The organism is Maribacter sp. PR66, from assembly GCF_028464205.1.
Taxonomy (GTDB): domain Bacteria; phylum Bacteroidota; class Bacteroidia; order Flavobacteriales; family Flavobacteriaceae; genus Maribacter; species Maribacter flavus.
This window is the reverse complement of the sequence record NZ_JAQPCH010000004.1, coordinates 104,617-126,516: the sequence shown is the minus strand read 5'-3', so window position 1 is coordinate 126,516 and position 21,900 is coordinate 104,617. Positions and strand designations below refer to the sequence as shown.

Here is a 21,900-nt window from a genome sequence, read left to right as displayed (position 1 = left end):
TTCTTTCAATTGTTAATTTTTCAAAGATATTTAAAATATACCAATCCGATTTTACCCCTTCGGATTTAATTTAGCAATTGCCGGGCATGCGCCAAGGCGGAATCCGATAGTTCGTTGCCTCCTAGCATTTGGGCGAGTTCCACTACTCTTTCATCATTGGACAGTTTGCGCATGTTGGTACTGGTTCCATCGGTCGTATCGGTCTTAAACACTTTAAAATGGTGATTGCCCTTGGATGCGACCTGCGGCAGGTGCGTAATGGTAAATACCTGCATATCCTTGCTCATTTCCTTCATGATGTCCGCCATACGGTTCGATATTTCCCCGGATACGCCCGTGTCGATTTCATCGAACATGATGGTGGGCAATTTTTCGTATTTCGCCAAAATGGCCTTTATGACCAACATAATCCTGGAAAGTTCACCGCCCGATGCCACTTTTTTAAGTTCGCCATAATCACTTCCTTTATTGGCCGTGAACAAAAAAGAAAGCTCGTCCATGCCGTTGGTCCTAAACGTATCCGTACTTTCCAGTTGGATTCTGAAGGAAGCACTGGGCATTCCCAGGTGGGCCAAATCCGATTCCAACTGGTTTTTTAAATCAGGTATGATGGCATTCCTGCGTTCCCTTAGTACCAGTGCCTGTTCCTCCAAGGCGGATTCCAAGTCCTGGAGTTCCCTCCTTTTGATGGATATCTTTTCATCCACATGGGCGGTTTCAAAGGCTTTTTGGGAAAGTTCCTCCCTTATTTTAATCAATTCCGATATTTCAGAAACCCCATGTTTTTTCTGTAGATTGTACAGTAATTGCAATTTGGTGTTGGTCTGTTCCAAAAGCTCTGGATTGGACTCTACCCCATCCCGAAAGGCCTGAAGCTCTGCATTTATGTCATCTATTTCAATATAAACGGATTGGATGCGCTCGTGTAGGTTTTGATATTGCTTCCCAAAACCGGACAGTCGGGAGAGAGTGCTTTTTAAGTCGGACAAGAGTGTTGTTAGTCCGATCTGTTCGTCGTTCATCAACTGGTCGCCCTTGGAAAGTTCCTCCATGATCAATTCCACATTGTTCAATTGCTCGTACTGCTCTTCCAATTCTTCCAAAATACCCTCCTTTAAGGGCGCCGCTTCCAGTTCAGTCAATAGAAAATCATTATAGTCCTGTTCCTTTAGGGCGTTATTTTGAAACTCGATAAGTTCCTGAAGTACCGTTTCTGTGGATGTATAGGAAGACAACGTCTTTCTAAATTCATAGAGCCGAGACTTATTGTCCGCCAAGGCGTCAATCAATTTTAATTGAAAATCGTTCTCGGTCAATCGCAACGTTTGATGTTGGGAATGGATGTCTATGAGTCGGTCCCCCAATTGGGACAGCACATCCAAGGTTACCGGGGTATCGTTGATGAATGCCCTCGATTTGCCACTGGGGAGAATCTCCCTTCGAATTACCGTACTATCCTCATAATCCAAATCATTCTCCTTAAAAAACGATTGGAGACCATAGTTCTTGATCTGGAAATAGGCTTCTATAACGCACTTGCGTTCTTTGTCCTTCAAAGAAGACAAATCTGCGCGTTTTCCCAATACCAAGGAAAGACCTCCCAAAAAAATGGATTTTCCGGCACCCGTTTCACCGGTGATAATGGTAAAACCAGCATCCAAACCGACTTCTAGACTATCGATCAGTGCGTAATTGTCAATGGAAAGATTGGTCAGCAAATCCTTGAATTTTTAGAAAATCAAAGGTAATCTATTTAGGGTATCAAAATCAAATTCAAGAACAAGTTCAAGTTCAAAACGAAAAGTCAAAAGTTAAAAGTGGAAAATATTAAATTTTAGTGCGAATAGCGCTTATCGTTCAGCGAACAGTGAAAAACGAAAAATAATTAGCTATTTGTTGGAAAAATGAATTAAAAAATTCAAATTCCAAATGTCTATTGTGCTATTAATCTAGTAGCGATTAGCATTGTGCGTACAGCGAACAGCAAATGGCCAAAAGCCAAAAAAATCAATACTTAATTTCACTCCAAGTGCTGGAATACAGAGGGGCAATTTTGTTGAGGGTCTCCTTTAGTTTTACAATATCCACCTTGGGACCATCGGAGAAGATGTTCTGGATTTCCTCGGATTTGGCATCAAAAAAGGTCTGAATCAGAAAAGCATTGGGCCTTCTATTTATCATGGTCTGGAACAGGTTCATGGTACCTGCAATGATCTGCTTTCCAGTACTGTTGTTATCGGCCAAAATATCCAAACCTTTTCTATGATAGTTGTACATCGCCACGCGATATTCTTTATACGTATTGGATAGTAAATTGTCCACCAATTCAAATCTGCTACGATCCGTTGTTTGTGTCCAACCACTATAATTACTACCTTGAGCTTGCGTTACGATACTTTGGGCCTTTCGATAGAAATCGGTACCGCCTTCCAAGGAAAACGTATCCGAATCAAGTCCCAAAATAATATAGACATAATAAGCGACCACGGCCACTAAGTTGGATTCGAATACATTTTCATTAAAGACCAAAGGCTGGAATTCTATGTATTGAAAGTTGAACTGGTTGTCCTTATAATTGAAGACCGGGCTTTCATAGGAAGTGTTGTATACCGGTCGTGAGGATTGGATTTGGATGTTACCGCTAAATCGGTCCGATTCATAGTCCGTAATCGTTATGAACATTTGGGCATTTACCCGTTCATTTTCCTTATAAACTCTGTTCGTCCACTTGTTTTTATTGACGAAATCACTCAAGGAGCGTTCCAAGGTCTTGAAAATTTGTTGGTTGGTCTGTGAAACCTGATCCGAATTTATAGTTACCGTACAATTCAATTCCTGCGCATGAAGCGATAAAATACCTAGAAAAATTAACAGGATCGATAACAACTTACGCATAGCGTCTTTTTATGATTTCGTTCAGGATATCCTTGGCTACTGCAGCCTTAGTTTTTAATTCAAACGTTTGGATCTCCAAATTGGTATCTATAAAGCTAATTTTGTTGGTGGTGCCTCCAAATCCGGCTCCCTGATCGTTCATGGAATTCAAAACGATGGCATCCAAATTCTTACGTTTGAGCTTCGATTTGGCGTTTTCCAGTTCGTTTTCCGTTTCCAAGGCGAAACCGACCAGAAATTGAGATTTTTTTTCTTGACCGAAGGAATACAAAATATCCCTGTTTTTAACAAGGTCAATTTGCAATTCGGCATCGGATTTTTTTAATTTTTGGGCCGATTTTACTTTCGGCTTATAATCGGCCACAGCGGCCGCACAAATGACAATGACGGAATCGGCGAAATGCCTGTGGGCCTTTTCATACATTTCATCGGAGGAGACAACCCGTATCAAGTGTATGCTTTCATTGGCTGCTTCATATTTTGAAGGTCCGGATACCAAAACGACTTCTGCACCTAGGTCTGATGCAGCCTTCGCCAATTCAAACCCCATCAATCCGGAAGAATGATTTCCAATGAAACGCACGGGATCAATTGCTTCGTAGGTAGGCCCGGCGGTAATCAATACCTTTTTATTCTTTAAGGGAAGCCCAGCGGACAAATAATCGGCTAGAAACTGCACGATAGCCTCCGGTTCCGCCATTCTTCCTTCTCCATGTAGACCACTGGCCAATTCCCCGGAAGTTGCAGGTATCATGATATTTCCGAAAGACTCCAGTGCTTCAAAGGATTTTTTGGTAGTTGGATGTTGGTACATGTCCAGATCCATTGCGGGAGCAAAGAAAACGGGGCATTTTGCCGAAAGGTAACATGCCAAAAGGAGATTGTCTGCAGCCCCGCTTGCCATTTTTGAAAGCGTATTGGCGGTTGCGGGGGCTATAAGCATGATATCCGCCCAGAGTCCCAATTCCACGTGGTTGTTCCAATCGGTCGTATTGTTTTCTGTCTTGACGAAATTGGAAACTACGGGATTTTTTGAGAGCGTGGCAAGGGTCAACGGGGATACAAAGCAACTGGCGCTTTCGGTAAGAACGATCTTAACCATAGCGCCAGCTTTTATCAATAAACGTACTAGAAAGGTGGTCTTATAGGCAGCTATCCCTCCGGTTATGCCTAAGAGGATGTTTTTGCCTTCCAACATCTTTTCTATACGTCTTTCTCCGTATTTCTGTGGTAAATTTTATCGTTCAACCACTCTTCTACTGCTAAGGCGTGTGGTTTGGGAAGCTTTTCGTAGAATTTGGAAACTTCTATTTGTTCCTTGTTCTCAAAAACCTCTTCCAGGCTATCACTATAGGTGGCAAACTCCTCCAATTTCTCGAGCAATTCTTTCTTAATTTCGGAATTGATTTGTATGGCACGCTTAGAAGCAATGGAAATTGCCTCGTAAATATTGTTGGTAGGGGCATCAAACTCATTTCGGTTGATGGTCACCGTTGATACGGGCGCCTTGGAGTTTTTTAAATCGTTCATGTTCATACTAAAAACTAGTTATTTTGATTCTTCTATGGTATTGAATTTCTGCAATTCGTTATTGATCCTCTTCAGGAGCTCGGCAGATTCCTTTTCGTATTTTGTACTTGGATATTGCTTCATCAACATTTTATAGGCTTCCATGGCTTCGCTTAGTCGCTCCTCCTGAAGGCTTTCAAAACTATTGATGGCCAAGTGGGTAAGGGCATCTACTTTTACGAAATAGGCGTCCTCCCTGTAAATGGAACCAGGAAAATCCGAAATAAAGTTATCGCTCGCTGCAATGGCAGATTTCAGCATATCGTAATTAAATTCCCCGAGCTTGTTGTATTGCTTGAGAATCTCAAACGCTTTTTTCTCCTTTTTTCGTGTAAGCTCCTGGGCCATCGCATTGGCATCGTCAAAGAATTCCGACTCTGGATACGTATTAATAAAGTTCTGTAATTTTAAAAGCGCCTTGTCCGTATCGGTCTGGTCCAAGGAATAGGTGGGGGAAAGCTCATAGTAACTTTTGGCACCTAAAAATGATGCTTCGGTAATTTTATCGCTTTTTGGATACGACTTTATAAACCGCTCAAATTGATATCCGGCCATGTTATAATCCCCGCGCTCAAAATAACTGTTAGCCAAAAAGAACATTACCCGCTCACCTTGGGGTTTGCCTACGTATTTAGGCGCAATCTGCTCTAAAAGCCTATTTGCCCGCTTAAAGTCCTTTGCATCGTAGAATTTTTCGGCAAGGTCGTATTTTGCCTTCAAATCCTCGTTCTTGAGCACTTTTTGGTACTCGCTACAGGATTGAAAAACAACCAACAACAGACCAAAAGCAATAAATTTTCTCATTTTGAAAAACATTTTGCAAAATTAGTGATTATCAACGGATTTAAAAAACATTTTTAATCCGCCAAAAATAGGAGCGTTATTGGATAAACCCGTGGTATTTGGCATGGATTTAACGCCGATGGGGTTATGCCGGAATCTTGGTAAGGGAAGCTATAAAATCGGCTATTTTATTCTTTAGACCTGAAGATGCTTCCAATAGTGGCAACCGTACCGATGCCCTGCACATACCCAGAATCTCAAAAATTGCCTTTATACCGGCAGGATTGCCTTCCTCAAAAATAAGGCCCATCCCTTCTTGCATCATGTAGTGCAATTCATAGGCCTCGTCACTGTTGCCATCCATTCCAAGACCTACCATTTGTGAAAATACGGAGGGCAAGCCTTGACCTATAACTGAAATGACACCTTCTCCACCGGCCAAAATAGTGGGCAAAGCGGTAATGTCATCACCAGAAAGCACCAAGAAGCCTTTAGGTCTTTGTTCAATCAATTCCATTACTTGTACCATATTTCCACAGGCCTCCTTTATGGCAACGATATTTTCAAAATCCCGCGCCAACCTGAGTGTAGTACTTGGCAACATATTGCTTCCGGTTCTACCCGGCACGTTATAAAGAATGATGGGTAAGGGAGAAGCTTCGGCCAAAGCCTTAAAATGTTGATAAATTCCTTCCTGAGTCGGTTTGTTGTAGTAGGGCGAAACGGAAAGTACCGCATCAAAATGGCTAAGGTCCGTGGTTTGGAGTTCTTCTACCAAAGCAGCGGTATTGTTCCCCCCTATACCTATTACCAATGGAAGCTTACCCTCGTTTGCCTCGATTATGGTATCCTTGACCAATTGCTTTTCGCGTTTGGAAAGGGTGACAGATTCTGCAGTGGTACCCAAAGCCACAAGGTAGTCCACACCTCCTTCAATAGTAAAGGAAACTATTTCTTTCAAGGCTTCCACATCTATAGAACCCGACGCCGTAAACGGGGTTATCAACGCCACACCTGTTCCCTTTAACTTTTCCATATGCTATATTTCTTTAAAAACGCCTAAATACTTTTTCAATTCCAGTTTGAACGTTTTAAAATCGGACATTTGGGTGTTCATTATCAGGTCGTTGTAATCCGGCCCCACAGTTCCGAATCCTACTTTAATCCTTGCTTTGGTCTTGACGGACATTAAATTCAGCAACAGGTTGTTTTCATCATAATAGTTCACCAATAGATCGTATTCCCTGTTCAAGAACTCCAACGCATAACTGTTTTCGATTTCGCCGTTCCAACCCAAGTCTTTATCCGAAAAAATCGGGGTGGAATACGGAGAATTCTTGTCATAATAGCTTTTATAGCCTATGATTTTCACCGCATTTGGCCTTAAGGAAAAATCATCCAAAAACTGATAGAACACATCGGTCTTATCGAATTTGTCCAAATCCACAATACAACCCAATGAACTTATCCCCTTTTCACGAGTACTTACGTATCCCGGTTTTTCGAGCTCCTGTTTGATAAATTTAAGTCCGGATTTCTGTTTAAACCTGTCCTTAATTCCTTTTAAAAACATGTATTTTTACATTTCTACAAATGTAAATAATATCCGTTCAACTGTATGACGAAGTTAAAACACTTTGGTTGTTTAAAAATAAAACATTTTGTTTTATTTATAACATTTATAGGAATGATAGCCTGCCGTCAATCTCAGGACAGACTCATTAATATTGAAGGAAAACAACTGATTGTAGATAGTACCTATGCGGTTGTGGATTCAATTTCCAATTTTATTCTGCCCTACCATAATCATGTAGAAAAAATTTTGGACAGTACATTAGCATATGCTTCTTTGGACATTTCCAAAACGGACGGAATTTACAATACCACGGCCGGTAACCTTATGGCGGATATCATTTTGGAGCAAGCGGCTCCTATATTTAAAAGCAGAACGGGAAAGGATTTAGATTTTGTGTTATTAAACCATGGAGGCATCCGCTCCATTATTTCCGAGGGAAAGGTCTCCGCCCGAACGGCCTTTGAGGTGATGCCCTTTGAAAACAATACGGTGGTCGTGGAATTGAAAGGACAATCCGTAAAAGAAATGCTGACCTATCTTATTCGGTCCAAAAGAGCACACCCAATTGCAGGTATTCAGTTGGTTTTGAACAAGGACGATAGTATCAAATCCTTAACCATTCAGGGGGCACCATTTGATGAGAAGAAAAGTTATTATGTGGCTACTTCCGACTATCTGGTCTCCGGCGGTGATGATATGGTTTTTTTTAAAGACGCCTTGGAGGTGACGGACATTGATTATAAAATTAGAAATGCCTTGATCGATTATTTTACAAAAGTGGATACGCTTGCGCCAAAAGTTGATCTGAGATATTACAAGATTGAATAAGTGGGGCAATTGGCTTTAAGCCATCGGTTCGACGCTGTGCGCTAAGCCCAATTCGTTTTGGATCTTGTGATTTGGTTTTTGATTTTTTTGCTACTAGCTAGAACCTTAAATCTTTTGATTTTGAATTTGATTTTTGAACTTGAAATTACAAATGGATAGAAGAAAATTTGTTACACATACGATAGCGGGTTCGGTAATACTATCGGCAGGAGGCGTCTTATTGAATTCCTGTAAGGCTTCAAAAAAGCATCTGACCATTCTACATACCAATGATGTACATAGCCACATCGATGCCTTTCCTAAAAATCATGCTGACTTTCCAGGATTGGGCGGCTTAGCTAGACGTGCGGGGTTGGTACAAAAAATACGAAAGGAAAATCCCAATACGCTTTTATTGGACGCTGGCGATATTTTTCAGGGAACCCCGTATTTTAATTTTTATGGCGGTGAACTTGAGTTTAAGCTAATGAGTATGCTGCGATATGACGCCGCCACCATTGGCAATCACGATTTTGATAATGGAATTGACGGGCTTTTGGCGCAATTACCCTTTGCAAGTTTCGATTTTCTCATCGCCAATTATGATTTTACGAATACAGTCTTGGACGGATATACCAAGCCCTATAAAACGTACATTAAAGATGGTCTAAAGGTTGGTATTTATGGCCTAGGCATCAATTTGGCGGGTTTGGTGACCAAAAAACTTTATAAGGAAACGGAATACTTGGACCCCTACGAAGTGGCAACGGACATTGAAGCTCTTTTAAAGGAAACCGAAAAATGCGATATCATCATTTGCCTATCCCATTTAGGATACAGCTATGAAAATGAAAATAGACCTGATGACCTGAAATTGGGTAAACGTACCAAGTATACGGATTTGATTATTGGTGGCCATACACATACATTTTTGGAAAGGCCTACCGTGATTACCAATGCAAACGGACGTGAAATTTTGGTTAATCAAGTGGGTTGCTTTGGCGTCAATGTAGGTAGGGTCGATTTTTATTTCGATGAAGCCGGCGGTAGTGCGGAAGGTGTTACCATTTCAGTATAGATTAGAATGAAAGAAGAACTATTACAAACGGATTCCGGCAATCAGGCCTTTCAAAAACTGGTGCAATTATTGGATGCAGATCTTGCCAATCGCGATGGTGAGGACACCCTTTTCTATTCCCAATTTAACGGCATAACCCAATTACAGCACTGCATTGTTTATTTCAAGGATGGTGTTGCCCTAGGTTGTGGTGCTTTTAAGAAGTTCTCTGACCATAGTGTAGAAATCAAACGTATGTACGTGCTACCTGAACATAGATCCAAGGGCATTGCTTCAAAAGTATTGGAAGCTTTGGAGGCGTGGGCATTGGAATTGGGAAATACACAGTGCGTTTTGGAAACCGGGCTCCGGCAACCGGAGGCCATCAGTCTGTATAAAAAGAGTGGGTATGAAGTCACCGCAAACTATCCTCCCTATGAGGGCATTGAAAACAGCGTTTGTTTCAAAAAGAAAATCGGATTTTAAAAGTAAAATTTATTTGATATACCAAGGGGATTGATATCCCGAGACTTGTACGCCTTAACGCTAGTCGGGCAGACTTACAAATTAAAACTTCCTTTTGGAAGAATTCCTAGTGCGCTTGCCCCGAGGTGGTTTAATCCGGATCTTAATCTTCCGAAGATTTTTTTGGGTCGTAGAGTATGATGACCTGTACTATAATAGCAAGGAAAATCAACACATAAATTTCTAGTCGTGTGAACAGATCAACGGAGTCCACGGCTTTCTTGCTAATGTTCATTTGTCTACCCCCTTCACTTAATTGGATTTTGGAAAGATCGTGAAGGTTTTCCTTTACTCGATCGATTTTGCTCCCTAAAGCTGAGCCCTCTGCCATATCATTTTGAACGTAAGCCACTTCTTGCGACTCCAATTCCTCCAAATTTTCCCTGAAATCGTTGAAAATTCTTTCCTCCTCCTTGGTCAGTTTTGTTTCGGAATATCGTCGGACCAAAGTTTGCATCTTGTCATCGATCTCCAAATTTCGCCCCCCATAAAAGGTGGAATCCTTTTCTATCATGGCGATTTCCTTTTCATGAACGTATTGGGAAAACTCAAATATGATATCGTTGACAACGAGTCGGTCTTCATATATAGTAATGACAGAATCCTTTACCCTTAGAAAATTGTTTCTATCGATTAGATTCGTTGCAAGAATCAATACAAAAATCATTAAGATTCCTAATACCCATTTTATCTTGTTCAGTATCGTCATGTTCTGATTGTTTTTAGAAACCCATTAAAAATACGAAAACCTTATACAATTTCATATACCTTGAATTCTAAGGAATTTTGTAACTGTTAATCCCTATTGGTGGAATGGTATTCTTCCATCCAGATAAAATTTGATAATTTGAACCTATGTTTATCAAATAAAAGGAGAAGTGCCAATAATAACCAGAAGACCTCTATTTTGAATGTTTATTTTAGGAATTTTTATATTCGCTTGTGCCAGTATTAAAAATGCCCCTACCGAGGAACCGTTGGAAAAACATGGGAATTGGAATATATTTCTGGTCCAAGGTTTACTTTTTATTGACCTTAGCCGATGGAAAACTGGTTCTCAAATCTAGGGACTAAATTCTTATGAAATTTAGATTGGTAAGTCGTTAAACTATTGAATTCCGCGAAAAGGCTACAACCTAAAAGACGGATTTAAAATACTATGTTGGACTTAATAAGGTAATATTAAAGTTAAAAATGGATTGTTATGGGTAAGAAGTTTGCCAGTATTGATGTGGAACAAAGGACATTCATAGAAAACCAACATATATTCTTTGTTGGAACTGCAGCTTGTGAAGGGAGGGTCAATGTTTCCCCAAAAGGAACCGATAGTCTAAAAGTCATTACTGAAAACAAGGTGATTTGGTTAAATCTTACGGGCAGCGGAAACGAAACGGCGGCCCATTTATTAAAAAACGCCAGGATGACCCTTATGTTTTGTGCCTTTGATGGGAAACCAAAGATTTTAAGGTTATATGGAAATGCGAAGATTTACCACAAAAGAGATGAAGCGTTTCAAGTATACATCGAACTTTTTCCAAAAAATGCCGGTGCCAGACAGATTATAGAAATGGATGTAGACCTTGTTCAGGTTTCCTGCGGTTTTGCTGTACCTTTCATGGATTATAAAGAAGAACGAAATACCCTGAACGATTGGGCCGAAAATCAGGGAGAGGAAAAAATTAAGGAGTATTGGAAGCATAAAAACACACGGAGTATTGATGGTTTTGAAACCAATATTTTAAATTAACTGATTAGAAAATAAAGAAAGTCATGAAAAAAATTCTTGGTAGTTGTTTAACCGTTTTACTTCTTGGTGCTTGCGGTGAGGAAAAGCCAAAACCAAAACTTGAGGCATCCACGAATAATGATTGGGTCATTATTTTTGATGGAAATTCTACCGATGCCCTTAGGGGTTATGGTATTGAAGACTTTCCAGAAGGTATTTGGTATGTGGAAAACGGTGCCTTGATTGCCAATCCTGATACCACAAATAGGGACCTCGTTACCAAGCAGCGTTTTAGGAATTTTGAACTGGAGTATGAATGGGCCGTTGATACCGCCGCAAATTCAGGGGTTTTCTTTCACATGCAGGAAGATCTGTCCATGGAAGCTGGAAATGGCAATAGTCCAAACTGGTTGGACAACTATGAACTGCAAATCCTGGACGATGAAAATTTTTACGATACGCTTGCCGTACGATCTGCTGGTTCCTTGTACGATTTGATTAAACCTGTTGCCAAGGAACTAAAACCAATCGGCGATTTTAACAGAGCAAGACTTGTTCACAATAACGGACACGTTGAGCACTGGTTAAACGGGAACAAAGTCATAGAATTTGAGATGAACAGTCCCGAAATGAAAAAATTGTTGAACGAAAGCAAGTTTAAGGAAAATCCTGATTTTCACTCCCACCAGGAAGGTCACATCATGTTTCAGCATCACGGCCAACGTGTTTACTTCAAAAACATCAGAGCTAGGGAAATCGAATAGTATTTATTGAATCAATTGCATATAAAAAAACGGTACTCCTTACTTTTTCCGTTTCATTAACTCGGCTTCGATATCCTTTAGACTGAACCCCTTGGCCTGTAATAGGATCAAATGATGAAAAAGTAGGTCGGCACTTTCATACAGAAACAAATCATCTTTGTTGTCCATGGCTTCTATGACCGTTTCCACGGCCTCCTCCCCTACTTTTTGGGCAATTTTGTTGATGCCTTTTTCAAAAAGGGATGCAACATAAGAAGTGTCGCCTTTAGCGGCTTTTCTCCGTTGGGCAATTGTATTTTCCAATTCTGAAAAGAATCCAAAATTGGAATTGTTTTCTTCGTTCCAACAGGTATCACTTCCTGTATGACAGGTTGGCCCTACAGGATGTACGGAAATCAACAGCGTATCGTTATCGCAATCAGTTTTTATGGCAACCACCTTTAAAAAGTTACCACTTTCCTCGCCTTTGGTCCACAAGCGCTCCTTTGTTCGGCTATAAAAAGTAACCTTCCCACTTTCTTGGGTTTTCTCCAGAGCCTTTTCGTTCATATAGCCCAACATGAGCACATTTTTTGTTCGTGCATCCTGTATAATGGCTGGAACAAGTCCGTCTGTATTTTTTGTAAAATCTACTTCCATCGTAAGTCGTTATTCGGCCAAGGCAAAATTCACGGCCGCATTTGAATGAATTAATGTAGTGTCAAAGGTAGGAATATTGCAATGTTCCTGTTGGATCAACAAAGGTATTTCGGTACAACCTAAAATAACTCCTTTTGCCCCTGCTTTTACTCCAGCATCGATAATCCTGAGGTAAACTTCCCTGGATTCAGGCGAAATAATTCCTTTGGAAAGCTCTGTATAGATAATGTTATGGACCAATTCTTGGTCTGACTCTTTGGGTATCATAGTTGTTATTCCAAACTGCGTTTTGAGGATATCTTTATAAAAATGAAGTCCCATGGTATATTTGGTTCCCAACAAAAGCACCGTATCAATTCCTTTTGAAACAACGGCTTGCCCAGTAGCTTCGGCAATATGGAGTAAGGGTATGTTGGTTACCTTCTTTATACTATCCGCACATAGGTGCATGGTATTCGCACCGATGAGAATCATTTCTGCTCCGGTTTGCTCCAACCTTCTGCCAATATTGGCAAATTCCTTGTTCAAGGATTCCCAATCCCCGGCACTTTGCTTTTTGGAGATTTCATGGAAGTCTACCGACTCCATCACCAATTTACACGAATGGGAACCTCCCAATTTTGAATTCACTATCTCGTTTAGGTACTGATAATACAGTTGGGTGGACTGCCACGTTATACCTCCAATAAGTCCGATTTTTTTCATCTATCTCTATATCCTAACGGTAACGCCTTCTTTTTGAAGTTCCTTTTTTAAATCCCTTATTTTAATTTCCTTAAAATGGAACACACTGGCGGCCAGGGCGGCATCTGCTTTACCTTCCTTAAAGGTGTCCGTAAAGTGCTGAATATTTCCTGCCCCGCCTGATGCTATAATTGGAATAGTAAGTTCGTCGGACAATTTGGCCAAGGCTCGGTTTGCAAAACCGTCCTTTGTACCATCGTGGTCCATGGAGGTAAACAATATCTCACCGGCACCCCGTACTTCAACCTCTTGGGCCCATTCAAATAGTTTCCGTTCCGTAGGTACCTTGCCTCCCACCAAATGCACAATCCATTCTCCATCAATTTGTTTGGCATCGATGGCCACCACAATACATTGAGATCCAAATTTAGCTACCAAATCATTGATTAATTTCGGATTCTTCACCGCCGAGGAGTTTATGGAAACCTTGTCCGCACCGTTTTGCAGTAAAATATCCACATCCTCTACTGAGGAAATACCACCTCCAACGGTAAAGGGTATGTTTACCTTTTCAGCTACGTGATACACCAAATCCGCCAAGGTCTTTCTTTTTTGTTCTGTTGCCGAAATATCCAGGAAGACCAGTTCATCCGCGCCTTCCTTGCTATAGATTTCTGCAAGTTCCACCGGATCACCGGCATCCCTTAAGTCTACAAAATTGACGCCCTTTACTGTTCTGCCGTCCTTTATATCTAAACAGGGTATGATTCTTTTTGCTAACACTTTTTAATTTAGAATTACGGATTTAAAATTTAGAATATTAATTTTCTCATATTCATGGTTAAGAAATTTGATTTAATCGTTTTCGAACGGCCATGATTGAACTAACCGTTATGGCAAGTAGTTCGTTGGCTTCCTTTAAAAGAACATTCAAATTATTTTTTTCATTAATTTCAGTTTTTTGAAACATTTCAAGCCAAAACATACTTTCATCCAATTCTTCTTCCACAATCTTCAGTTTATTAATAAAATCTTTATCGGATTTTGCTCTACAAGCAGCTCCATAATTTGCACCAACTGAGCTGGAACTACGAATCAATTGTCTTACCCAAGCATCAAATTCCCTTGATTTAGGAATTAGCTTACAAAGTTCCCAACATTCAAAGGAAAAATTTTGAGTTCTAATTTTTAAATCCTTCATTAATTTTTATTATTCAGCTTTTATTCTTCATTCTGAATTCGTCATTCAAAACTGTTAAATCTAGACCATCATAAAAACCTAAATCCTTGTTCCTCAAAAGCTTTACCCAAAAAGCGATTTGACCCGTGTGGTAAGATAAATGCTCCACCGCATGCATTATGACCCCTACTCCTGAAAAGGAAAACCCTTGAACGGAACGAATTTTGACCAATTGCTCTGGTTTGGCATCAAAAATGACCCTCTTGGCATCATCCACCGTACTGCCCAGTTTTTTAAGCAATTCCACTTTAGTGAGCCCCCCTTTGGTTTGAAATTCGGCATCCCTATTGCGTATATCGTCCACCTCGCCCAGGGAAGAAATAATATATTGGGTCATGTTACCACAAATATGGAGAATTAAATTTCCAATGCTATTCAAGGAGTCGTTCGGTTTTTGCCAGACCTCCGCATCGTTGATGGATTCCATACTTGTTTTAATCATCCGGGTACTTTCATCCATTCGATAGAGGGCATTCTTGACCAGCTCCTCTATGAATCGTGCTTCTTTATCCATGGTTCATAATATAAGTTTCCAATTGTTTCAAGGTAATCCTATTTTCATATATGGCCTTGCCGATAATGACTCCCTCACAACCAATTTGCGCCAACCGGGGAAATTCTTCAAAACAGGAAATCCCCCCCGAAGCAATTAGTTTTAGAGATTTCCCCGATGTTTCCTTTACTATTTTTTCATACAGTTGAAACGAGGGGCCTTGTAACATTCCGTCTTTTGATATATCGGTACAAATAACATAGGAAATCCCTTCTTTCTGATATTCCTGAATAAAAGGAATCAGGTCTTCGGTCGATTCTTCCTGCCATCCGGAAACGGCCACTTTTTCTTCCATCGCATCGGCCCCAAGAATTATCCTTTCTGCCCCATGTGCATTCAGCCAACCAAGAAATACTTCCCTATTTTTTACCGCTATGCTTCCACCTGTAATTTGATTGGCACCACTTTCAAAGGCAATTTTCAAATCCTCATCGGTTTTTAATCCACCGCCAAAATCTATTTTCAAGCTTGTTTTGGATGCAATCTGTTCCAGTACCTTATGGTTAACGATATGCTTGGATTTTGCCCCGTCCAAATCCACTAGGTGAAGGTATTTTATACCATGGGCCTCAAACTCCTTGGCGACTTCCAAAGGATTTTCGCTATATATTTTCTTGGTATCATAATCCCCTTTGGAGAGCCGTACACACTTCCCTTCTATTATGTCGATGGCCGGTATGATTCGAAGCCCCCTATCCCCCAATGGGGAAATACCATCCGTAGTTACCTTTATCATACCCATAAAAAATTCTCCAATATTGCCGAGCCATATTCCCCCGATTTTTCAGGATGGAATTGGGTCCCATAAAAATTATCTTTTTGAAGGGCCGCACTATAGGGTAGACCGTAATCCGTAATCGCAATAGTATCCCCACATAAGGATGCGTAAAAACTATGAACTAGATACACATAATCTTCAGTAAGACCTTGAAATAAGTCACCCTTCAAATCATATATCTTGTTCCAGCCAATTTGTGGAATTTTTAAGCTCCTTTCAGGTGTGTGCGGGCCAAACTTTACAACATCGACATCAAAGATGCCCAGTCCTTTGGTATTACCTTCTTCCGAACCGTTACACATCAACTGCATTCCCAAGCAGATACCCAAAACTGGTTGTTTAAGGGTGGGAATCAATTTATCCAATCCACTTTCCCTTAGTTTTTTCATAGCGCTACTGGCTTCTCCAACACCAGGAAATATTATTTTTTCCGCATTTCGTATTTCGTCTACAGCATTGCTTAATACAGCATCATACCCTAAACGTTTTATCGCAAATTTGATACTTTGGATGTTTCCCGCACCATAATTTATAATAACAATTTTCATAACACACCTTTCGTAGATGGTAGGAACATTTTTTCAGCGTCCCGCTTTACCGCCATTTTTATACTCTTTGCAAAGGCCTTGAAAATAGCCTCTATCTTGTGGTGCTCATTGGTTCCTTCTGCCTTGATATTTAGGTTTGCCTTGGCACCATCCGAAAATGATTTAAAAAAATGATGGAACATTTCGGTGGGCATGTCCCCAATTTTTTCCCGTTTGAAATCGGCATCCCAGACCAACCAGTTTCTTCCGCCAAAGTCGATAGCGACCTGTGCCAAGCAATCGTCCATGGGCAGGCAAAATCCGTAACGTTCAATGCCCAATTTAGTTCCCAAAGCTGCATAAAATACTTCTCCTAAGGCAATTCCTGTGTCTTCTATCGTATGGTGCTCGTCCACTTCCAAATCGCCGTCGACTTTAATCTTTAGGTCCATCTGCCCATGTCGCGCCAATTGGTCCAACATATGGTCAAAAAAGGCCAATCCGGTATGGATGTCGCTTTTTCCCGTCCCATCCAAATTTAATTCGATGAGGATGTCCGTTTCGTTGGTTTTACGATGTGTAGAAGCCGTTCTTTCCTTCAGTTTTAAGAACTCATAGATTTTTTGCCAATCGTTGCTTTCAAATGCAATAAATGCATCCAGCTCTTCTCTTTTCACCGTAATTTCGGAAGTGCCCAGATTTGTTTCGTCATTGATGTAGATGCCTTTGGCTCCCAAATTCTTAGCGAGTTCCATATCTGTTAATCGGTCGCCAATAACAAAGGAATTTTTAAGGTCGTATTCGTCAGAGAAATATTTAGTAAGGAGTCCGGTGCCCGGTTTTCTAGTATTGGCGTTTTCATGGGGAAAGGTGCGGTCCAGAAATACTTTATTGAAAACCACGCCTTCATTTTCAAAGGATTTAAGAATGAAATTATGAACGGGCCAAAAGGTTTCTTCCGGGAAGGAATCGGTTCCCAAGCCATCCTGATTGGTAATCATGACCAGTTCATAATCCAGTTCCTTGGCGATTTTACCCAGAAAAGTAAAGGCCTTTGGATAGAAAATCATTTTTTCAAAGGAATCTATCTGCTCGTCTACCGTTTCCTTAATAAGGGTACCGTCTCTATCGATAAATAGGACTTTGCGGCCCCCTCCGCCCCCAATGGGGAAACTATTTTTAGCTTTTTCCGATTTCATTCGTTTAAAATTAGGTTAACAGATTGATTTTAAACATTTCCTTTAATAGAGGTTTTTAACTTATGATAGTAAAGCCCTCGACGAGGGTTTCACAGGTTTAAAATTAGTTCAACAGTTTTATTTTTAAGCATTTACATTTGTAGTGGGACTGGATTGCCATAACAAATCCTTCGATGAGGGTTTCATGGTAATTCTTTTAAGGCCTTTATCAAAAATTCATTTTCCTTATGCGTCCCAACAGTAAATCTCAAGGTGTTTTCACAGAGCGGTTGCGTTGTTCTATTGCGAATGACGATGCCTTTTTTTAGCAATTGGTCATATCTTAGCGATGCATTATCCACTTTGGCCAGAATAAAATTGGCATCGGTAGAATAAACTTGTTCAACAAATTGAATGGTTTTCAACGTTTGTTCCAATGCCTTTCTTTCTTTAAGGATATTCTCGACTTCTTGGTTAATTTCCTCCAGATTCATTACCCTTTGCAATGCCCTTTGTTGGGTCAGTTCATTGACATTATAAGGCGGTTTTATTTTGTTCAATACCGATATTATTTCTTCGGATGCCATACATATTCCCAAACGGATACCGGCCATGCCGTAGGCCTTTGACAAGGTCTGTGTTACAATCAAATTGGGATAGTCCGATAATTTGGATACCCAACTATCCTCCAATGAAAAATCAATATAGGCCTCGTCGATGACCACCAGACCCTGAAAGGACTGCAACAAAAATTCAATGCTTTCCGCCGCGAAACTATTCCCTGTGGGGTTATTGGGCGAACAGATGAAAATCATTTTGGTTTGGGTATCCATCGTATTTAAAATCGTGTGCATATCCGGTTGGAAATTCTCCAACAATAGTACCTCCCTATTTTCCACTACATTGATATCAGCCAAAACCTTGTACATGCCATACGTTGGCGGCAGTGTAATAATATTATCCACTTTTGGTTCACAAAAGGCCCGGAAAAGCAAATCGAGCACTTCATCACTGCCATTACCCAATAAAATATTGGCTTCTGAGATTCCCTTTTGCGCGGCCAGTACCGACTTCAAACTCCGCTGCTGTGGATCCGGATAGCGATTGACGCCATTTTGAAACGGATTTTCATTGGCGTCCAAGAAAATCATTTCCGAACCATCCGAAACATATTCGTCCCGAGCCGAGGAATAAGGTTTTAAGCCCTTTACGTTTTCCCTGATCAATTTATTTAGTTCAAATTTTTGCATATCAATACTTCTGGACCTCGTTCTAAATAACATTTTTTAGTTCTTTCAATCGTAAGGTAACCGCATTCTTATGTGCCTGCAAACCTTCCGCCTCGGCCATAAGCTCAATGGCCTCGCCTATATTCAGAATGCCTTCCTGGCTTATTTTTTGAAAGGTCATGCTTTTCATAAAACTGTCCAGATTTACGCCACTATACTGTTTCGCATAACCATTGGTGGGAAGTGTATGGTTGGTTCCGGATGCATAGTCGCCCGCACTTTCCGGGGTATAATTTCCAACAAATACGGATCCGGCATTTGCCACGTTGTCAATAAAATAATCTTCGTCCTTAGCACAGATAATGTAATGTTCCGGCCCGTACGCATTTATCAATTCTACGGCCGTTTGCCCATCTTCCACATAAATCGATTTACTATTTTCAATCGCCATTTTGGCGATGTCCTTTCGCGGTAATTCTTTGAGCTGATTTTCAAGTTCTGTTTCTACTTGGTTTATCATTTCTTTTGAGGTTGAAACCAATAGTACCTGACTGTCCGTACCGTGTTCGGCCTGACTCAATAAATCGGATGCAACGAAAGCGGGATTTGCTGAATCATCAGCAAAAACCAAAAGTTCACTAGGCCCTGCGGGCATATCGATGGCCACGCCATGCTTTGTGGCAATTTGCTTTGCGACGGTTACATATTGATTTCCGGGTCCGAAAATTTTATAGACTCTGGGAACGGATTCCGTACCAAAGGTCATTCCCGCAATCGCCTGGATACCCCCAACTTTCAGGATTTTTGTCACGCCACATAATCCCGCTGTATATAATATCGCAGGATTGACATTACCTTGCTTGTCCGGTGGCGTACATAAAACAATTTCTTTACATCCCGCCAAATTCGCCGGTACCGCCAACATCAAAATAGTGGAAAATAAAGGGGCCGTTCCCCCAGGAATGTATAACCCGACTTTTTGAATGGGTCTCTTTTCCTGCCAACATTCCACACCAGGAGCGGTTGTTACAGAAACCTTTTGGGTCTTTTGGGCCCTATGAAACTTCTCGATATTGCTTTTTGCCAATTGAATGGCTTGCTGTAGCTTTTGGGATACCAAACCTGCTGCATCCTTTATTTCCTGTTCAGATACCAATAAACTATCCAGCACTACCCCATCAAAGGTTTCCGTATACTTCTTCAAAACGGAATCCCCACCATCCTTCACTTCTGAGAAGACCCTATTTACCGTATCCTCGATATCGGATATAGTTTGGGTGGGTCTTTTAAGCAACTTGTCCCAAGATTCTTTACTTGGGCTATAAATTTTGTTCATACTTTCAATCTCAAATTAGCAACTGATTTTTAGCTTTAGGAAATTCATTATATTTTATAACTACGAGCAAAATGCCAACATCCAATAGCCGTTTCACAAAACCATTTTCTCTATCGGGCATACCAAAATACCTTCGGCACCGGCCTTTTTCAATTCGTCAATAACTTCCCAAAAGGTATCCTTATCGATAACCGTATGCACGGAACTCCATCCTTCTTCCGCCAAAGGCAGCACCGTTGGACTGCGCATTCCCGGAAGCAACTTTAGAATATCCTTTAATTTGTCGTTTGGTGCGTTCAACAGCACGTATTTTGATTTTCGGGCTCGCAAAACCGACTGAATCCTAAATTGAAGTCGTTTCAACAAAGCGGTGCGCTCCTCCGATATCTTTGGCGAAACGGCCAATACCGCTTCACTGGTAAGCATTACCTCCACTTCCTTCAAATTGTTCTTGAACAAAGTGCTACCGCTGGAGACAATGTCACATATTGCATCCGCTAGCCCAATATTCGGTGCTATTTCCACAGACCCGTTGATAATGTGTAATTCCGCCTTTACCCCTTTTTCCTTTAAATAATTGTTCACTGTATTGGGATATGAGGTAGCGATACGTTTTCCTTCAAAATCGTATACGGATTTATATTTAACCGATTTTGGAACCGCCAACGAGACCTTACACTTGGAAAAGCCCAATTTTTCCGCAATCGAAATATCCTCTCCTTTTTCAATCAAAACATTTTCCCCGATTATGGCTATATCCACCACTCCGTCCCTCAAATATTGGGGAATGTCGCCATTGCGCAAGTAAAAAACCTCCATGGGAAAGTTTCTACTGGATGCCTTCAATTGGTCCTTGCCATTATCTATGGAAATGCCACAATCCTTTAAAATTTGAAGGGAATCCTCGTTCAATCTTCCCGATTTTTGAATCGCAATCCTAATTTTTGTCATGCTCGTTTCTTTATTTTTTTGTTGATGCTATCGAAACCAAAAACAAAACCCGCTTGATTTCTCAAACGGGTTTTAAAATATGTCTGTAATACTACAATACATTTTTACCTCGCTTGAGCGCAAGTATAAAAATGATGATGTGTATTGTTTTTCTTCATTACTGTGTAAAAGTAAAATTTAATTTTTTTATGGAAAAGAATATTTCCGAAAAATAACAATTTACTCGATATTCGAGATTTAGTTCAAAAAGCGAAATGCTTAGGTATTTTAGTTATTTCCCAAAATCAAAGGCAATCCGTCCCCTCCACTTCCAATGACCACTACTTTTGAATTTGGGGATTCTGACATTTTTAAGGTAGCATCGATACCTTTATCCTGCAAAATCTTATCGGTCAAGGATGCACTTAGTATTTTATTGGCATCGGCCTTACCTTGGGCTTCAATTCTTTGGCGCTCAGCCTCTTTTTCGGCGGTAATCAATCGGAATTCATATTCCAAGGATTCCTGTTCCTGTTTCAGTTTACGCTCTATGGCGTCCTTGATAGTCGGTGGCAAGGTAACATCCCGTACCAATATTTCATTGAGCTGAATGTATTCGTCGTCCACAATCTTTTTGGTCTCCTCAAAAATCTCCATTTGAATGGCGTCCCTTTTACTGGAATACAATTGCTCCGGTGTATAGCGACCAACTACGGAACGCGCCGCGGAACGGATCGTGGGTAACAAAACACGTTGTACATAATCTTCCCCCTTTTCTTGGTGCAACTTGCCCAACTCATTGTATTTTGGTTGAAACCAGGCCGATGCATCCAGCTTTATATCCAGACCATTGCTGGAAAGGACGTTCATTTTTTCAAAGACTTCCTGTTGTCTGACCTCGTAGATATATACCTTGTTCCAAGGTGCTACCAAATGAAATCCTTCCCCCATTGGGGGCTTATCCGTTACCACTCCATTTCCAAAGGTTTTATAAAGCACCCCTGCCTCCCCAGAACCTATGGTCACGGCGGATTTTGAAATTAAAATAACTAGCACTATAAAAATAAATATTGCCGGAAGGGCAATTTTTGGTAATTTGTCCAT

General features: G+C 40.7%; 25 protein-coding genes. 5 read left to right on the top strand and 20 right to left on the bottom strand.

The window, feature by feature from the left end:
• Positions 1–65: 65 nt before the first annotated feature.
• The 7 genes from recN to PP181_RS09435 form a co-directional block, all read right to left on the bottom strand.
• Positions 66–1,718 (bottom strand): DNA repair protein RecN, encoded by a 1,653-nt coding sequence (gene recN / locus PP181_RS09465; protein WP_272636895.1) that lies wholly within the window; start codon positions 1,716–1,718, stop codon positions 66–68.
• Between the two features lie 289 nt (positions 1,719–2,007).
• On the bottom strand, positions 2,008–2,895 hold the full coding sequence (gene porD / locus PP181_RS09460; protein ID WP_272636894.1) for a type IX secretion system protein PorD: 888 nt from the start codon (positions 2,893–2,895) through the stop codon (positions 2,008–2,010).
• Positions 2,888–4,093, bottom strand: a complete 1,206-nt coding sequence (coaBC, locus tag PP181_RS09455; RefSeq protein ID WP_272636893.1) for a bifunctional phosphopantothenoylcysteine decarboxylase/phosphopantothenate--cysteine ligase CoaBC — start codon at positions 4,091–4,093, stop codon at positions 2,888–2,890. The genes porD and coaBC overlap by 8 nt, the downstream gene beginning before the upstream one ends.
• Before the next feature lie 5 nt (positions 4,094–4,098).
• Complete coding sequence (locus PP181_RS09450; protein WP_211361175.1) at positions 4,099–4,431, bottom strand: DNA-directed RNA polymerase subunit omega; 333 nt, start codon at positions 4,429–4,431, stop codon at positions 4,099–4,101.
• 12 nt (positions 4,432–4,443) lie between these two features.
• Positions 4,444–5,268, bottom strand: coding sequence for an outer membrane protein assembly factor BamD (locus tag PP181_RS09445; RefSeq protein ID WP_246160895.1), 825 nt, complete (start codon positions 5,266–5,268; stop codon positions 4,444–4,446).
• Positions 5,269–5,392: 124 nt separating this feature from the next.
• Complete coding sequence (dapA, locus tag PP181_RS09440; RefSeq protein WP_272636892.1) at positions 5,393–6,283, bottom strand: 4-hydroxy-tetrahydrodipicolinate synthase; 891 nt, start codon at positions 6,281–6,283, stop codon at positions 5,393–5,395.
• Between the two features lie 3 nt (positions 6,284–6,286).
• Positions 6,287–6,820: a DUF6913 domain-containing protein gene (locus tag PP181_RS09435; protein ID WP_272636891.1), complete on the bottom strand. Its 534-nt coding sequence runs from the start codon at positions 6,818–6,820 to the stop codon at positions 6,287–6,289.
• Positions 6,821–6,934: 114 nt separating this feature from the next.
• Here PP181_RS09435 and PP181_RS09430 point away from each other — a divergent pair, with 114 nt between their 5' ends.
• The 3 genes from PP181_RS09430 to PP181_RS09420 all read left to right on the top strand — a co-directional run bounded on the left by PP181_RS09430 (position 6,935) and on the right by PP181_RS09420 (position 9,173).
• On the top strand, positions 6,935–7,651 hold the full coding sequence (locus PP181_RS09430) for a 5'-nucleotidase C-terminal domain-containing protein (RefSeq protein ID WP_272636890.1): 717 nt from the start codon (positions 6,935–6,937) through the stop codon (positions 7,649–7,651).
• A 151-nt stretch (positions 7,652–7,802) separates the two neighbouring features.
• Positions 7,803–8,708 carry a bifunctional metallophosphatase/5'-nucleotidase gene (locus PP181_RS09425; protein WP_272636889.1) on the top strand — a complete coding sequence of 302 codons (906 nt, stop codon included), beginning with the start codon at positions 7,803–7,805 and terminating at the stop codon, positions 8,706–8,708.
• Positions 8,709–8,714: 6 nt separating this feature from the next.
• On the top strand, positions 8,715–9,173 hold the full coding sequence (locus PP181_RS09420) for a GNAT family N-acetyltransferase (RefSeq protein WP_272636888.1): 459 nt from the start codon (positions 8,715–8,717) through the stop codon (positions 9,171–9,173).
• A gap of 142 nt (positions 9,174–9,315) precedes the next feature.
• Here the strand turns inward: PP181_RS09420 and PP181_RS09415 are convergent, their stop codons facing one another.
• Complete coding sequence (locus PP181_RS09415) at positions 9,316–9,921, bottom strand: MCP four helix bundle domain-containing protein (protein ID WP_272636887.1); 606 nt, start codon at positions 9,919–9,921, stop codon at positions 9,316–9,318.
• A 495-nt stretch (positions 9,922–10,416) separates the two neighbouring features.
• Here PP181_RS09415 and PP181_RS09410 point away from each other — a divergent pair, with 495 nt between their 5' ends.
• Both PP181_RS09410 and PP181_RS09405 read left to right on the top strand, forming a co-directional pair.
• Entirely contained in the window at positions 10,417–10,959 is a 543-nt protein-coding gene (locus PP181_RS09410; RefSeq protein WP_272636886.1) for a pyridoxamine 5'-phosphate oxidase family protein, read from the top strand.
• Between the two features lie 23 nt (positions 10,960–10,982).
• Positions 10,983–11,702 carry a 3-keto-disaccharide hydrolase gene (locus PP181_RS09405; protein ID WP_154919439.1) on the top strand — a complete coding sequence of 240 codons (720 nt, stop codon included), beginning with the start codon at positions 10,983–10,985 and terminating at the stop codon, positions 11,700–11,702.
• A 39-nt stretch (positions 11,703–11,741) separates the two neighbouring features.
• On the opposite strand, the gene hisIE is transcribed toward PP181_RS09405, so the two are convergent.
• From hisIE to PP181_RS09345, 12 genes are all read right to left on the bottom strand, one after another.
• Positions 11,742–12,341, bottom strand: a complete 600-nt coding sequence (hisIE, locus tag PP181_RS09400; protein ID WP_272636885.1) for a bifunctional phosphoribosyl-AMP cyclohydrolase/phosphoribosyl-ATP diphosphatase HisIE — start codon at positions 12,339–12,341, stop codon at positions 11,742–11,744.
• A gap of 9 nt (positions 12,342–12,350) precedes the next feature.
• Positions 12,351–13,046, bottom strand: coding sequence for an aspartate/glutamate racemase family protein (locus PP181_RS09395; protein ID WP_272636884.1), 696 nt, complete (start codon positions 13,044–13,046; stop codon positions 12,351–12,353).
• Between the two features lie 6 nt (positions 13,047–13,052).
• Positions 13,053–13,808 (bottom strand): imidazole glycerol phosphate synthase subunit HisF, encoded by a 756-nt coding sequence (hisF, locus tag PP181_RS09390; RefSeq protein ID WP_272636883.1) that lies wholly within the window; start codon positions 13,806–13,808, stop codon positions 13,053–13,055.
• A gap of 58 nt (positions 13,809–13,866) precedes the next feature.
• Positions 13,867–14,226, bottom strand: coding sequence for a four helix bundle protein (locus PP181_RS09385; protein ID WP_272636882.1), 360 nt, complete (start codon positions 14,224–14,226; stop codon positions 13,867–13,869).
• Positions 14,227–14,239: 13 nt separating this feature from the next.
• Positions 14,240–14,779 (bottom strand): DinB family protein, encoded by a 540-nt coding sequence (locus PP181_RS09380; protein ID WP_272636881.1) that lies wholly within the window; start codon positions 14,777–14,779, stop codon positions 14,240–14,242.
• On the bottom strand, positions 14,772–15,554 hold the full coding sequence (gene hisA, locus PP181_RS09375) for a 1-(5-phosphoribosyl)-5-[(5-phosphoribosylamino)methylideneamino]imidazole-4-carboxamide isomerase (RefSeq protein WP_272636880.1): 783 nt from the start codon (positions 15,552–15,554) through the stop codon (positions 14,772–14,774). Before hisA ends, PP181_RS09380 begins: the two co-directional genes overlap by 8 nt.
• Entirely contained in the window at positions 15,551–16,144 is a 594-nt protein-coding gene (gene hisH, locus PP181_RS09370) for an imidazole glycerol phosphate synthase subunit HisH (RefSeq protein WP_138258137.1), read from the bottom strand. The genes hisA and hisH overlap by 4 nt, the downstream gene beginning before the upstream one ends.
• The gene (gene hisB / locus PP181_RS09365; RefSeq protein WP_272636879.1) at positions 16,141–17,322 is read right to left on the bottom strand and encodes a bifunctional histidinol-phosphatase/imidazoleglycerol-phosphate dehydratase HisB; all 1,182 of its coding nucleotides are present in this window, start codon (positions 17,320–17,322) and stop codon (positions 16,141–16,143) included. The genes hisH and hisB overlap by 4 nt, the downstream gene beginning before the upstream one ends.
• 182 nt (positions 17,323–17,504) lie before the next feature.
• Positions 17,505–18,551, bottom strand: coding sequence for a histidinol-phosphate transaminase (gene hisC, locus PP181_RS09360; RefSeq protein WP_272636878.1), 1,047 nt, complete (start codon positions 18,549–18,551; stop codon positions 17,505–17,507).
• 22 nt (positions 18,552–18,573) lie between these two features.
• The gene (hisD, locus tag PP181_RS09355) at positions 18,574–19,866 is read right to left on the bottom strand and encodes a histidinol dehydrogenase (protein WP_272636877.1); all 1,293 of its coding nucleotides are present in this window, start codon (positions 19,864–19,866) and stop codon (positions 18,574–18,576) included.
• A gap of 93 nt (positions 19,867–19,959) precedes the next feature.
• Positions 19,960–20,817 (bottom strand): ATP phosphoribosyltransferase, encoded by an 858-nt coding sequence (gene hisG, locus PP181_RS09350; RefSeq protein ID WP_272636876.1) that lies wholly within the window; start codon positions 20,815–20,817, stop codon positions 19,960–19,962.
• 267 nt (positions 20,818–21,084) lie between these two features.
• On the bottom strand, positions 21,085–21,900 hold the full coding sequence (locus PP181_RS09345; protein ID WP_154919461.1) for a prohibitin family protein: 816 nt from the start codon (positions 21,898–21,900) through the stop codon (positions 21,085–21,087).

What these genes read in the sequence shown, in the direction of transcription:
- PP181_RS09395 (WP_272636884.1), bottom strand. Translation starts at nt 13,046, where the DNA reads ATGAAAAAAATCGGACTTATTGGAGGTATAACGTGGCAGTCCACCCAA.
- PP181_RS09450 (WP_211361175.1), bottom strand. Translation starts at nt 4,431, where the DNA reads ATGAACATGAACGATTTAAAAAACTCCAAGGCGCCCGTATCAACGGTG.
- PP181_RS09405 (WP_154919439.1), top strand. Translation starts at nt 10,983, where the DNA reads ATGAAAAAAATTCTTGGTAGTTGTTTAACCGTTTTACTTCTTGGTGCT.
- dapA (WP_272636892.1), bottom strand. Translation starts at nt 6,283, where the DNA reads ATGGAAAAGTTAAAGGGAACAGGTGTGGCGTTGATAACCCCGTTTACG.
- hisIE (WP_272636885.1), bottom strand. Translation starts at nt 12,341, where the DNA reads ATGGAAGTAGATTTTACAAAAAATACAGACGGACTTGTTCCAGCCATT.
- hisH (WP_138258137.1), bottom strand. Translation starts at nt 16,144, where the DNA reads ATGAAAATTGTTATTATAAATTATGGTGCGGGAAACATCCAAAGTATC.
- hisD (WP_272636877.1), bottom strand. Translation starts at nt 19,866, where the DNA reads ATGAACAAAATTTATAGCCCAAGTAAAGAATCTTGGGACAAGTTGCTT.
- PP181_RS09345 (WP_154919461.1), bottom strand. Translation starts at nt 21,900, where the DNA reads ATGGACAAATTACCAAAAATTGCCCTTCCGGCAATATTTATTTTTATA.
- PP181_RS09385 (WP_272636882.1), bottom strand. Translation starts at nt 14,226, where the DNA reads ATGAAGGATTTAAAAATTAGAACTCAAAATTTTTCCTTTGAATGTTGG.
- PP181_RS09380 (WP_272636881.1), bottom strand. Translation starts at nt 14,779, where the DNA reads ATGGATAAAGAAGCACGATTCATAGAGGAGCTGGTCAAGAATGCCCTC.
- coaBC (WP_272636893.1), bottom strand. Translation starts at nt 4,093, where the DNA reads ATGTTGGAAGGCAAAAACATCCTCTTAGGCATAACCGGAGGGATAGCT.
- PP181_RS09415 (WP_272636887.1), bottom strand. Translation starts at nt 9,921, where the DNA reads ATGACGATACTGAACAAGATAAAATGGGTATTAGGAATCTTAATGATT.
- hisG (WP_272636876.1), bottom strand. Translation starts at nt 20,817, where the DNA reads ATGACAAAAATTAGGATTGCGATTCAAAAATCGGGAAGATTGAACGAG.
- hisB (WP_272636879.1), bottom strand. Translation starts at nt 17,322, where the DNA reads ATGAAATCGGAAAAAGCTAAAAATAGTTTCCCCATTGGGGGCGGAGGG.
- PP181_RS09420 (WP_272636888.1), top strand. Translation starts at nt 8,715, where the DNA reads ATGAAAGAAGAACTATTACAAACGGATTCCGGCAATCAGGCCTTTCAA.
- porD (WP_272636894.1), bottom strand. Translation starts at nt 2,895, where the DNA reads ATGCGTAAGTTGTTATCGATCCTGTTAATTTTTCTAGGTATTTTATCG.
- hisA (WP_272636880.1), bottom strand. Translation starts at nt 15,554, where the DNA reads ATGATAAAGGTAACTACGGATGGTATTTCCCCATTGGGGGATAGGGGG.
- PP181_RS09445 (WP_246160895.1), bottom strand. Translation starts at nt 5,268, where the DNA reads ATGAGAAAATTTATTGCTTTTGGTCTGTTGTTGGTTGTTTTTCAATCC.
- hisC (WP_272636878.1), bottom strand. Translation starts at nt 18,551, where the DNA reads ATGCAAAAATTTGAACTAAATAAATTGATCAGGGAAAACGTAAAGGGC.
- PP181_RS09430 (WP_272636890.1), top strand. Translation starts at nt 6,935, where the DNA reads ATGATAGCCTGCCGTCAATCTCAGGACAGACTCATTAATATTGAAGGA.
- PP181_RS09435 (WP_272636891.1), bottom strand. Translation starts at nt 6,820, where the DNA reads ATGTTTTTAAAAGGAATTAAGGACAGGTTTAAACAGAAATCCGGACTT.
- PP181_RS09425 (WP_272636889.1), top strand. Translation starts at nt 7,803, where the DNA reads ATGGATAGAAGAAAATTTGTTACACATACGATAGCGGGTTCGGTAATA.
- PP181_RS09410 (WP_272636886.1), top strand. Translation starts at nt 10,417, where the DNA reads ATGGGTAAGAAGTTTGCCAGTATTGATGTGGAACAAAGGACATTCATA.